Here is a 12,727-nt window from a genome sequence, read left to right as displayed (position 1 = left end):
TATGTTTCATTGGGTAGGGAGAGGTGAATTCGAGATGAAAGATATGCGTCCGGCTGGGCGAATGTGGCATTTGTACAAAATGGGTGGTCTTACACCAGCGCTTACGTCCATGTTTGATGCGCAGAGTGCTCAGCAGATGGCTTTTATTCGATCTATGTTGAAGGAGCAAAGGAAAGATTCTTTGTTTGAGATACCGCTTCACTCGATGGAAATCGTCGTATTTGATTTGGAGACGACGGGCTTCTCTCCGTATAACGGCGATGAAATTATTTCGTTCGGAGGCGTCTCTGTCATTGGCGGTGAAGTGCAAAGTAATCATACATTCTATAGTATGGTAAATCCAAAGCGTAAGATCCCAGATGAGATTGTTGAGCTAACCGGCATTACGAACGAAATGGCAGCTGACGCACCTGAATTAATAGGAGTGTTAAGCGACTTCTTGGAGTTTGTTGGGCAGAGAATACTGGTTGCTCATGCAACCGGGCACGATAAAAATTTCTTGAATTCAGCCCTATGGCGCACGTCCAAAGTGAGCTTATCACATCGTGTTCTCGATACCATGATGATCGCCAAATGGTTGATGCCAAAGCGGAAAAATTTGAGTTTGGACTCCCTGCTTCATGCTTATGATATACCGGTAACGAATCGTCACCATGCGCTTGAGGATTCCCTTATGACTGCGCAGCTATGGTCTAGATTCATGGAGGAAATAAAATCAAGAAATGTAGATACCTTAGGGGATTTGTACGCCTTATTAAGCCATCACTGACCGATAACAAACGCAAGTTTGTGATAAGTGGTCTGGGGGGCTTTTTTTATTTGGTAAAGCTGTAGTTCGGGGTGCTGTGGTTGTTGTGTAGATAAGATCCAGTAGGTAGGAATAGAATGCCAAAGGGTTTGTAGATCCTGTTCCGAAGGAACTGGAGGAGCCGTCGGGTGCGAATGGAAAAGGCCGATCACCGGGTTATTGTTGTCCATAAGATATGGCAGCATCTCTATGGGGTTTATTTCAAAACGATTCCATGGCGTGCTTGCGATATTACGAAAAGGAATGAAGGTACTCGCATGCAGTTCTTCATTCTTGTTATGAGCTTGTCCGCCAAGAATGAAGCCGCATGCTTCTTCGGGGAGTTGCTTAAAGCTATGGGAGATAAGATCGTTATATAGCTCTGCATTTATATATACGTTCAACGCTATCACCTCTCCTAATAACGGTTCATGTTAGAATGAGGTTAGTATATCATGCTTTTTTATTCATTTCCCCTTTAGGCTTAATAAAGAAGAACACGAGTGCAAGCATAAGAAGCGCCATGGAAGATACGGTAATGAATATAGTTTTGTGCGAAATGTTCATGAGCCATCCGAAAAGTGGTGGTCCAAAGGCCACGCCAATGAAACGGAGACTGTTGTACAAAGAAGTTATCATACCGCGCTGCTCACGCTCTACAGAGCCAGTAATCAGTGTATTTAAACAAGGCAGCAGGAGGCCTGTGCCAATACCGCTGAGCGTAAGTAAGCCGATGAATAGGTAGAGATTGGCATTTAGAAAGATGGCTAAAGCTAACGAAACGGTCATTAGAATAAGGCCGATGTTCATTAACCAGCGCATGAGTGTGCCGTTTTGTTTGATTAAGGCGCCGGTCGTGTAAGAAGTGATGACCATACCGAGCAAGGGGATAGCAAGAATAAGTCCTTTGCGTATACCTTCAATGCTGTAAGGTGCTTCTTCTAGTATTTGTGATAAGTAAAAGAGGACACCAAACAATATAAAAAGCGTAACGGAGCCAGCGAAAAACGCAGGGATGAGCCAGTGGCCTTTTTCTCTAAGAATCGTGCCAATTTGTTTCAAATATTGCTTAAGAGGCTCAGCTTCCTTGTCTTTGGGTGGTTCTTTAATCAAAAAGATAACAGCGAGCAGCGCTAAGACACAGAAGATAGGAAAGGCGAAAAACGGGGCAAACCAACTGATTAAGGCTATTAATGAACCTAAAATAGGACTTACAACTTTGCCTGTACCGTTAGATGCCTCGATGAGTCCAAGCGCTTTACTTGCTTCCCCGCCCTTGTATAAATCACCAACAAGTGCCATTGCAATAGGGGCTGTACCTGCGGCGCCAAGTCCTTGTATCGCTCGTGCAGCTATCAACAGGGGATAGGTATTCCAAACGGCTGCAAAGCCTGCTAGAACGCCAGCAGAACCGTATATGATCAAGGAAGGAATGATGACAGCTTTACGTGTGAAACGGTCTGACAAATAACCTGACACAGGAATGATGAGTCCGGCTGTAATTGAAAATAGGGTGATGACGAGTGAACTTTGAAAACGGGATATACCCATTTTTTCCTGCATATCAGGCAAAATAGGGACTAGCATGGAATTACCTAGAACGAGAACTAAAGGGATTGTTGCAATGGCGACATATTCCCAGATGTGACCTTTCTTGGAATTGTTTTTGGAATTGTTTTTAGATTTCTTTTCAGGGCTCTCTTCAAATATGTTTTTGGAAAATTTTTTGCCCGAGGCTGCTTTTGTAGTCATGATAATGGGAGTCCTTTCAGAACAGGTTGTATGTTTACTTTTCCCATTTAAGTTGAAAGCATACTTTGGATCATTCTCAATGTTGGAATTTACGAGGAATTGGAGATAATATAGACAGAGTGGAGGTGGAAATGCTTTGAAGAAAAATATGTTTGTGATCGCCTTGGTTGTTATATTAGCTGGATTTGCTGTTTATCAAAATGCCCAGCGCCAGAATAAAGAGACGCTTATGCCTACGGAACAAGCGCCAAAAGTGAATTTCTTGGCTCCTTCGTTTACGTTAAAAGGGCTTGATGGGAAAGAATACACGGTAGGTGGACCGCGTGAGAAGCCTTTGTTCGTTAATTTCTGGGCTTCATGGTGTGGTCCGTGCGAGGAAGAAGCACCGGATTTGGTAAATGTGTATAACAAATATCAAGGGCAGTTTGATCTCTATGCGGTCAATGTGACACCTGGTGATAAAATGGAGAACATAACGAAATTTGTGGAAACCTACAAATACCCATTTCCGGTGTTGTTAGACAAGCAAGGAACGAACGCGGATACCTATCGGGTAGTTGCCATTCCAACCAGTTTCTTAATCGATAAAAATGGGGTCATTCGTGAAGTCGTTCATGTACTCTCTCCTAGAGATTTGGATAAGAAAATTGCAAGTCTCATTAAAGAGTAAAAAGCTGCAAGAGAGCGCCGATGGTTGGCGTATCTTTGCAGCTTTTCTTATTTATTAATGGTTTACTAAACCTAGGCGCTCTTGTTGATCTTTGTTTGCTGGTTCTACGCGTTTTCTTCCGATTAATGCATAGCGCAAACTATCTACGAGTGCATACCAACTGGCTTCAATAATGTTACTGGACACACCAAGCGTGTTCCATGTTGTGTTGAAATCAGTCGATTCCATTAGAACGCGAACCTTACCGGCAGTTGCGCCTTTAATGTCAAGGACACGTACCTTATAGTCGGAGAGATGTACGTTCTTAATGTCAGGGTAATATTGGATCAGTGCTTTACGTAAGGCGTTATCAAGTGCATTTACGGGACCATTGCCTTCTGCCGCGGTGTAGATCGTTTCCCCATGAACCTTCACTTTAACAATGGCTTCAGAAACAACCGATTGATTTGCGGACTTCTCAACGAGCATTTTGAATGATTCTAATGTGAAAATCTCTTCTAGACCTTCGAAAGCTTCGCGCAGCAATAGCTCAAGTGTGGCATCGGCACCTTCGAATTGATAGCCTTGATGCTCGAGATCTTTAATTTTTTCGATGACTTCTTTGGTTTTTTGATGTTCTCTATTGAAGTCAAGGTTCAGTTCTTGGGCTTTCACAAGCACATTGCTTTGCCCTGCAAGTTCTGAAACAAGAACACGCTGTTTATTGCCGACAAGTTCTGGCTTCGTATGCTCATACGTACTAGCATCCTTGAGAATGGCTGAAACGTGAATACCGCCTTTGTGCGCAAATGCTGCATTCCCGACATAAGGCTGATTAATAGGCATATGCATGTTGGCGATCTCGCTAATGTATCTCGAAACAGGCGTTAACGATTTCAGCTGCTCCTCGGAAATAACCGAATAGCCAAGCTTCAACTGAAGGTTAGGGATAATGGAGCTGAGGTTAGCGTTACCGCAGCGTTCACCATAGCCGTTGATGGTTCCTTGAACTTGTCCTGCTCCTGCTTGTACAGCAGCAAGGCTGTTTGCCACGCCTAATTCACAATCATTATGAGCGTGAATGCCAACAGGGGTGGTGACAGTTTGTTTAACAGTAGTGACAATGGCAGTTATTTCTCCAGGTAAGGAGCCGCCGTTTGTGTCACAAAGGACAATCCAATCAGCTCCGGCATCCTGTGCTTTTTTGATTGTTTGCAAGGCGTATTCGGGATTATTCTTATAACCATCGAAGAAATGCTCGGCATCATAGATGACTTCAAGACCGCAGGTTTTTAAATAAAGAACGGAGTCATAGATCATGGCAAGATTTTCTTCAAGTGTAGTTTGAATGGCCGTAGTTACATGGAAGTCCCAAGATTTACCGAAGATGGTTGCTACCTGAGCGCCTGATTCCACGAGTCTGTTCAGATTAATATCATCCGCAGCTATGGAATCTTTACGACGTGTGCTTCCGAATGCTGTAATCTTCGCATTGGTGAACTTCATTTCGCGAGCGCGTTCAAAGAATTCAATATCCTTGCTGTTGCTGCCCGGCCATCCGCCTTCAATATAGTGAACCCCAAGCTCATCGAGCTTGCGGGCAATTTTAATTTTATCCTCGACGGATAAGCTGATGCCTTCTCCTTGCGTACCGTCCCGTAATGTGGTGTCGAAGATTTTGACTGATGTTGGCATAGGTTCCTCCTTCAAAAGCTAGCAAAGTGACTTCGGTGCTTGATGTGTAGGTGCTTGTGCTTGCTTTAAAGCGCTAATGTATAATTTACGATTATACCATAATAGTATGGGTAAAGACATCATAACGTAAAAATACGTTTGCTTGAAAGAATAATTTTTTGTATGCTGAAAATGGCTCTAATAGTTGGTTGTTTATCAATGGGAGGGAATATAAATGGTGACAACTCAGCATCATTATCCCAAGCAAGGTAGAGTCATTTTGCATATAGATATGAATGCCTTCTATTGTTCTGTTCATGAGGCTGTTGAGCCTGAATTATATAAAGGAAAGCCTCTGGCTGTTGCTGGTAGTGTTGAGCTTCGTAAAGGGATTATTGTTACTTCATCTTATGCTGCGCGCGCTGTAGGGATCAAGACAGGCATGCAAGTTAGGCAGGCGATGAAATTATGCCCGGATTTGATACTGATAAGGCCTGATTTCGATCTATATCGCAGCTTCTCAAGACGTTTTATGCAGATTGCTTATAGTTATTCACCTATGGTGGAATCCATGTCAATCGACGAGTGCTTCGTTGATATTACAGGGTCCAAGCAATTTGGAACCCCACTCGAGATCGCGAATAACATTCAGCAAAAGATTATGAAGGAACTGAAGCTGCCTTGTTCAATTGGCGTTGCACCGAATAAGCTGCTTGCCAAGATGGGCTCTGATATGAAGAAGCCGAACGGGATATCTGTACTTCGTCTACGGGATGTACCTACTGTATTGTGGGACAAACCGTGCAATTATTTATATGGGATTGGCAAAAAGACGGCGGATAAGCTGACGAGGCTTGGCATCCATACGCTTGGCCAACTAGCAGTAGGGGACGAGTTGCTGCTAAGTAAACACTTTGGTATCTTAGGAGCACATCTGAAGCGTTCGGCTAATGGGATTGATCATTCTCTGGTAAACCCTGAACAGGAACAGAGCAAGTCAATTGGGCATACGACGACGCTGCCGAAGGATTTTACCGATACCAAAGAAATTCACCGCGTTTTTTTAAATCTGGCGGATCAAGTAGCAAGAAGGCTTCGAAAGCAGGAGTTGATGGCCTCTACGATCCAAATCACGATTCGTGATCCGGAGATGAGGACGATTACGCGATCCGTAACCTTGCCTACGCCAACCGAGCATATGGACGACATATTTCGAACCTCGTGCGAGTTATATGATACCCAATGGGAGGAAGGCAATCCTGTTCGGCTGCTTGGGATTACGCTGCAGAATCTAACGGTGAAGGAAGAAACGTTCGTTCAGTTAGATTTATTCGATTATGAAAAGCAGCCTAAACGAGAAAATTTGAACCGCATTATGGACGGAATACGTGATAAATTTGGGGAAAATGCGATTCTAACGGCAGGAATGATGGGCGATAATCCTTCAACCATGATTAGAAATCATAAAACAAGAGGGACGTCCCTGCAAATGGACCATTTGAGGAACAATCCCCTTCACAAAGAAGAGGAGAAGTGACGATAGATGGCTCATTGTATTGGCTTTGCCGGTTATTCGAACAGCGGAAAAACGACGTTAGTAGCTAAACTAATCGTAGAGATGAAGCAGCGCGGCCATCGGATTGCAGTAATGAAACATGATGCGCATGGACATTATAAAGAAGCAGCGGGGGCGGACTCCACGACTTTTGTAGAGTCGGGTGCAGAAGCAGTTGTAACCCTATCTCCAGATGGGATTCATAAGTTCGAGAGGAAGCGGAATCCAAGCCTAGAAGAACAGGTAAGTGCTTATGCGCATTTAGACTATGTTTTTATCGAAGGCTTCAAGAAGGAAAAGCATCCAAAGATTGCTGTTTTCCGTACGATAGAGCAAAGTGAAATTATTCAGGTTCTTGAGCCTAGGCCGATTGCTTTTGCAACAGATATGGACGATTTTAACTTTGATTTGACAGTTCCTTCCTTTGAATTGAACAATATCCCTGGAATAGCTGACTTTATTGAACAATACTTTGAGACTAATTAATTTTAAGGTTTGAACTTTGTCCGTATTTATATTATATTTTACATTGAGGATAATTTGAGGAGGAGTTAGAAATTATGGCAAAGTATACATTTGTTGATAAAGATACTTGCATCGCTTGCGGCGCATGCGGAGCTACAGCTCCAGACATCTATGATTACGATGATGAAGGTTTGGCTGAAGTAATTTTTGATGGAGATGGCAACAAAGGGGTAACTGAAATCCCAGAAGATCTTTTTGATGATCTACAGGATGCACAAGATGGCTGCCCAACGGATTCCATTAAAGTAGCGGATACACCTTTTAGCTAAAAAGTTTAAAACATAATTCTGTGAAGTGATTCGCAGAATGTCGAAAGAGCTCAGTTCCTGTAAAGGAATTGGGCTCTTTTTTTGATACAAATTGTATTTACTTGTAACTATTTATTGCCATTTTCTACGTGCCATCTTACAATGAAGCTAGTAAACATTGGGAGGATCTTATGGGTAAGAAGAAATGGATTCAAACTTTAGTAGTAGGACTTGTGTTGATGTTATTTTCGACATATTTCTACACGGTTAACTCTAGCGGCTTGTTTTATTTTGTTGAAGGTCCCCTCCAAGATGTTTTGCGAAAAGCTAAATCTGTTGATGAACGTCAGCCGGATGATCGCATCAAAATTGTGAAGATTGATGAGAAGTCACTTAAAGCTATCGGAAAGTTTCCATGGGATCGAACTACCTACGCGCAATTGATAGAGAAGCTAGAGCAGTCAGGCGCAGCGGCAATTGGTATAGACGTTGTGTTAGCTGAACCTTCGAAAAACCCCGCGGACGATAAAGCATTGGCTGACGTTTTGGCCAAGTATCATAATGTCATTATGCCCGTCCAAATCAACTATCCCTCCAAACAAGAGCAAGCAGGCGAACTTGTGCCTGAGAAAATCGACTACCCCACTCCAACATTAACAACCAGTAGACAGCAAATGGCACATATTAATGTGTTTGTCGATAAGGATGGTAAGGCTCGGAAGCTGCCAGTTGGGCTGCCGGATGAGAATGGAGCATACATACCTGCGTTCAGTGTTGCGCTAGCGAACCTAGTTCTGGATGATAAGGACAAAGTGAAGCGAGATGAAGCGACTGGACAATGGAAGCGCGGCAATATCGTAATGCCAACGAACGAAAGAAATCAAGTTACGACAGAATTCTTCACGCTGCCTAGGCAGAAAGTAGATGCAACAACAGGCTATGAATCACTCTCTTTCATTGATGTTTTGAATAGTAAAAATCCTTTACCTTTGCAAGGCAGCGTTGTTCTGGTAGGACCGTTCGTAACGGCCATGCAGGATGAATATCCAACACCGATCAGCTCTGTTAAGATGTTTGGGATCGAAATACATGCGAATATGATTCAAACACTATTAGAAAGCAAATTTTATAAAGATACAAGAAAGCCTTTTGGTATAGGTATTATCTTACTAATTTCTTTGCTGGCTATTTTCTTATTTCATAGATATAAAGGCAAAACAGCCCTATTTATTTTTATAGGAATGTTCGTGATCTATGGTGGCGTGTGGTTGACCTTCTACATTGCTGGATCAACTTTTGCCCCACTTGTGTATCCGCAATTTGCTCTAGTTATGATCTATATTTGGTCACTGGTGAGCCATTACTTGGAAGAGCGGAAGGAGCGCAACCGCGTAACCGGTATCTTCGGAAGGTTCGTTTCCAAAACGGTAGTAGACGAGCTGCTGCAGTCAGGTGAAGATGTTAAGCTTGGCGGAAGCCGTAAAGATATTTCTCTTATTTTCGTAGATATTCGTGGGTTTACCCCCATGTCGGAGCGACTAGAGCCAGAGCAAGTGATTCAAGTATTGAATGAGTATCTGGATGTATGCACGAAAGCTATTTTCAAGTTTAACGGGACGCTAGACAAGTTTATTGGTGATGGTGTCATGGCGATGTTCGGTGCTCCGATTGAATATGACAATCACCCGGAGATGGCCGTGCGAGCAGCGATTGAGATGAAGTCGCAGGCTACTATTCTTGAGCAGAGACTGATTGAAAAGTATGGAATCGGAGTGAAGTTCGGTCTGGGTATTAACAGTGGACCTGCGGTTGTTGGAAACATTGGTTCCGAAGATCTAAGGCTTGATTATACGGCTATCGGAGATACGGTTAACTTGTCAGCTCGGTTAGAAGCGAACGCGAAACCAGGTCAAATTCTAATCAGCGAACAGACCTATGAGAGGGTCAAAGACCTTTTTGAGATAGAATCCATCGGTGAAATTAAAGTAAAAGGAAAAGAAAAGCCCGTGGCCGTATATGAGGTTATCGGGAATCTCTAATAAATGAATGCTGGGGAGGAATTCAGTGTGGGAGTAACTAAGAAATCATTCGTGTCCTTATTTTTAAGTTTTTGTTTAGTGTTTAGTTTGGTCTCAGCGCTGCTTGTAAAACCTGTTGACGCAAAAACCGTTCGGGTAGCTGTCATTGCGGCATTAACCGGTGATGTAACAATCAAGAAAGGCGGAGGCTCCAAATCGTACGATGCCTATGAAAGTATGAGTTTAAATCAAGGCGATACGGTTTACACAGGAGCTAGCTCATCTGTCAAGCTTAATTTGAGCAATGGGGATGCAGACGTCACATTAGGCGAAAATGCTGAGGTTAACGTGTCAGACCTAAATACCTCAGATGGAAATAAGAAATCCAAGCTTAAAGTATGGGCCGGTTCCTTATGGGTGAAGGTGAAGTCTTTAGCTGGATCAGATGATGAATTTGAAGTTGAGACGCCAACAGCTGTTATGGGTGTTCGTGGAACGCAGTTCTTCGTTACCGTAGATCCGAAAACAGGTGCAATTAAAATGGCGGTTGGGGCAGGGAAAGTCTCCGCAACAACAGTGACAAATGAAGCTGACTCCACTCAAACGTCTTCTATTACATACTTGTATCCGACTCAACAAATTTCTTTGGATTCTAGGGATGAAACGGATGATATGTCCCTTAAAGTAGATTTCCTTGATTTAAATGATTTTATTAAGAATGCATCGCCTGAAATCATTAAAGAGATTATCCTGAACAAAGCTGAAATTGATAAAGAAAATGAAGAGTTTATTGCTAAGAAAAAGAAAGAAATCGAAGATGGTAAACTCGTAGATGATAAGACTTCTTTATCAGTGAAGAATCAAGCTGAATTAGATAAAGTGAAACAAAACTTAGATAACTTGATTGGAAATATTGCCAAGCAGGCTCTCGCGGAAAATAAGGTTGATAAAGAGTCTTTGAATAAAATCATTGAACAAGCAAATGCAAAAATCGATAAACAAGAAAAGAAATTAGATTTAAACAATGTTAAAGATTTTGATAAAACTGCGGGTGTCGATGCAGAAAAAGAAAAGATAAAGAAAGAGAAACTTCAAAATCTTATAGATGATAAGCTCAAAAAGGAACTTGAAGAAGCGAAGAAGCAAGAAGAGCTCAAAAATAAGCTGGCTGCTGCGCTTAAAGTTAAGGAAGAAAAAGAGAAAAAGATTTATGAAGAGAAGAAAGCAGCAGAAGAGAAGGCTAAAGCAGAGGCTGAGGCGAGATTGAAAGAACAGGATGGGACGAAAACTCCAGCTCCAAATCCTGGAGAAAATCCGGGGAATTCAGGTGGGGCAGATCCCGTACTAACACCAAGTATTAGCCTTGCGCCTGGCTCTGTTAATAGTTTTGGTGAATTCAATTTAAATATTAATCTGAGTGACTTTGTCGGCAACAATACAATCTATGGTGTAGAATTGCACTTATCCTATGGTTCCAATATTTATCTTAATGTTAATGGGGACCACCCATGGGTAAGTAATTCGGATATTTTTAGCCAAAGCAATAGTGCAGATCATATTAAAGAATATTCGAATGGTTTACAGAAAGAGCTTGTGTATGCAGTGACAAATTTTGGCCCAAATTCAAATAACGTTGAAGTGAAAAATGGAGCTAAAAAGTTAGTAACAATTCCGTTTTATGGTCATTCGGTTGGGACAACTGAAGTTTCGGCCATATCCCCTGCAACATATACAATAAAAGTCGAAAAAATCGTCATTGTTCATAAAAATGGTGTAGACGTTCAGAAAGTAGAAATTCCTGTGAAACCTGAGACAACTGTCACTTTGCTCCAATGATTAAATATTAATTATTTTAAGACACCAAAAGGAGAAACCAATGAGACCCTTAAAACATATATTTGTTTCATCCCTAGTGGCCGCATCCTTAGTGGGAGGCTCATCCGCATGGGCGGCAGGATTGTCGTCGGATGCCCTGCTATCCAGCAATGGACAGATCCTATCGGACGTCTCAACCTTTGCTGGAATCGGCGATTTTGAAGATAAGAACGGGGATGCGCTAAGTGCGGCATTCCGTGCTCCAGGCAGCGTTGTTCAACTTTCGGATGGCAGTATTCTTGTTGCTGATACACGGAATCATCTCATTCGTAAAATTTCAGGTGGAAAAGTAACCACTTTCGCAGGCCCGGAAGTTGTCGTGACGAAGAATAATCAAGGCTTTCCTACGGGAGGGCTTGTTGATGGGAAATCGTCAGAAGCTTTCTTCAATGAGCCGACAGGATTAGCTGTTGATGCTAAAGGGAATGTGTATGTAGCTGATTCGGCAAATAATGCAATTCGCAAAGTGGATACGAATGGGCAAGTTTCCACGTTGGCTGGAAATGGCGTTCCTGGCAGTAAGGATGGAAAAGGTGCCGAGGCAAGCTTTAATCACCCAAGTGATGTTACGGCAGCTGCAGATGGAACTCTGTATGTAGCGGATTCGCTCAATCATGTTATCCGTAAAATAGCCGTTGACGGCAGTGTTTCTACTTTGAATGCGCCTGCGACTCGAGCTATTCAAATCCGTCCAGGTGAAGCTTCATTCGCTGGTGAATTTCAAGATGGCAGCTTAGCTACAGCGAAGTTCAATGAACCTGCTGGATTGGTTTTAGATAGCAAAGGCAATTTGTTTGTAAGTGACACGGGCAACCAACGTATTCGTTATATTGACCTCCAAGCAGGGACTGTGACTACGGTGGCTGGAACGACGCCCGAATTAAGCAATCATGCCATCTATGATAAAAATGAGTTATATGCAGGTGGAGACTTTGCAGATGGAGATGCGCTTAAAGCGAAGTTTGACTTCCCTAAAGGACTTGCAGTAACTTCTGAGGGTGGAGTTTTAATTTCTGATAGTCTGAATCATGTGATTCGTTATTTGCTGAATGGAAAGGTTTCAACAATTGCTGGGACAGTCCAAACTGGTGAAGCGGATGGCGTGGAACAAGCAGCTGAGTTCTACAATCCGAGCGATGTTCTTGTAACAGCTCAAGGTAATATTGTGGTAGCAGACTCTTCTAATAACAAAATTCGTAGAATAACTCCTTACCACTTGCCGGGAAGTCTAGCAAACGATAACCAAGTTAAAGTGGTAAATGGTGATAAAGTGATTTCATTCGATGCATTGCCTGAGATTATGGGTGGACGTACAATGGTTCCAGTTCGTGCAATAGGTGAAGCATTTGGCTATGAAGTCAAATATGTCGAGTTAGCTGGGAAATCAGTCGTTCAGCTTATCAAAGGTGATGTTACGGTTGAGCTAACGATTGGTGAAACCAACGTTGTGCTTAAGCAAGCGGGACAAGATGACGTCAAACAAGTGACGGATGCTTCTCCTTATGTGAAACAAGACCGTACGTATGTGCCGGTGCGTTTCTTCGCAGAGCAAATTGGCTTGGATGTACAGTGGGATGCGGCACACCAAACAGCCATTTTACGCACGAAATCATTTGTGAAATAAGGAATACGCAAGACGAGCTT

At 42.6% G+C, this 12,727-nt stretch carries 11 protein-coding genes; 8 read left to right on the top strand and 3 right to left on the bottom strand.

All coding sequences use genetic code 11. The features are described 5' to 3' along the window. Positions 1-34: 34 nt before the first annotated feature. Positions 35-769 carry an exonuclease domain-containing protein gene (locus NYR53_RS25210; protein WP_261301876.1) on the top strand — a complete coding sequence of 245 codons (735 nt, stop codon included), beginning with the start codon at positions 35-37 and terminating at the stop codon, positions 767-769. On the opposite strand, the gene NYR53_RS25205 is transcribed toward NYR53_RS25210, so the two are convergent. Next, positions 763-1,191, bottom strand: coding sequence for a M67 family metallopeptidase (locus NYR53_RS25205; protein WP_261301875.1), 429 nt, complete (start codon positions 1,189-1,191; stop codon positions 763-765). The two genes, NYR53_RS25210 and NYR53_RS25205, sit on opposite strands and share 7 nt — an antisense overlap. Positions 1,192-1,240: 49 nt before the next feature. Next, on the bottom strand, positions 1,241-2,539 hold the full coding sequence (locus NYR53_RS25200; protein ID WP_261301874.1) for an MFS transporter: 1,299 nt from the start codon (positions 2,537-2,539) through the stop codon (positions 1,241-1,243). Between the two features lie 136 nt (positions 2,540-2,675). Here NYR53_RS25200 and NYR53_RS25195 point away from each other — a divergent pair, with 136 nt between their 5' ends. Next, positions 2,676-3,209 carry a TlpA family protein disulfide reductase gene (locus NYR53_RS25195; protein ID WP_261301873.1) on the top strand — a complete coding sequence of 178 codons (534 nt, stop codon included), beginning with the start codon at positions 2,676-2,678 and terminating at the stop codon, positions 3,207-3,209. A 54-nt stretch (positions 3,210-3,263) separates the two neighbouring features. Here NYR53_RS25195 and cimA read toward each other — a convergent pair whose 3' ends face one another. Next, positions 3,264-4,883, bottom strand: coding sequence for a citramalate synthase (gene cimA / locus NYR53_RS25190; RefSeq protein ID WP_261301872.1), 1,620 nt, complete (start codon positions 4,881-4,883; stop codon positions 3,264-3,266). Between the two features lie 214 nt (positions 4,884-5,097). Here cimA and NYR53_RS25185 point away from each other — a divergent pair, with 214 nt between their 5' ends. The 6 genes from NYR53_RS25185 to NYR53_RS25160 all read left to right on the top strand — a co-directional run bounded on the left by NYR53_RS25185 (position 5,098) and on the right by NYR53_RS25160 (position 12,707). Beyond that, complete coding sequence (locus tag NYR53_RS25185) at positions 5,098-6,399, top strand: DNA polymerase IV (RefSeq protein WP_261301871.1); 1,302 nt, start codon at positions 5,098-5,100, stop codon at positions 6,397-6,399. Between the two features lie 6 nt (positions 6,400-6,405). Further along, positions 6,406-6,903 (top strand): molybdopterin-guanine dinucleotide biosynthesis protein B, encoded by a 498-nt coding sequence (mobB, locus tag NYR53_RS25180; protein WP_261301870.1) that lies wholly within the window; start codon positions 6,406-6,408, stop codon positions 6,901-6,903. A 74-nt stretch (positions 6,904-6,977) separates the two neighbouring features. Beyond that, on the top strand, positions 6,978-7,211 hold the full coding sequence (locus tag NYR53_RS25175) for a ferredoxin (RefSeq protein WP_047686106.1): 234 nt from the start codon (positions 6,978-6,980) through the stop codon (positions 7,209-7,211). Between the two features lie 170 nt (positions 7,212-7,381). Then, positions 7,382-9,229: an adenylate/guanylate cyclase domain-containing protein gene (locus NYR53_RS25170; protein ID WP_261301869.1), complete on the top strand. Its 1,848-nt coding sequence runs from the start codon at positions 7,382-7,384 to the stop codon at positions 9,227-9,229. 27 nt (positions 9,230-9,256) lie between these two features. Further along, positions 9,257-11,044 carry a FecR domain-containing protein gene (locus NYR53_RS25165; RefSeq protein WP_261301868.1) on the top strand — a complete coding sequence of 596 codons (1,788 nt, stop codon included), beginning with the start codon at positions 9,257-9,259 and terminating at the stop codon, positions 11,042-11,044. Positions 11,045-11,084: 40 nt separating this feature from the next. Next, complete coding sequence (locus NYR53_RS25160) at positions 11,085-12,707, top strand: NHL domain-containing protein (RefSeq protein ID WP_261301867.1); 1,623 nt, start codon at positions 11,085-11,087, stop codon at positions 12,705-12,707. Positions 12,708-12,727 lie beyond the last annotated feature (20 nt).

It is taken from the genome of Paenibacillus andongensis (assembly GCF_025369935.1).
GTDB lineage: Bacteria > Bacillota > Bacilli > Paenibacillales > NBRC-103111 > Paenibacillus_E > Paenibacillus_E andongensis.
Note: the sequence above shows the minus strand (reverse complement) of the source record. Positions and strands in the feature narration are given on the sequence as shown.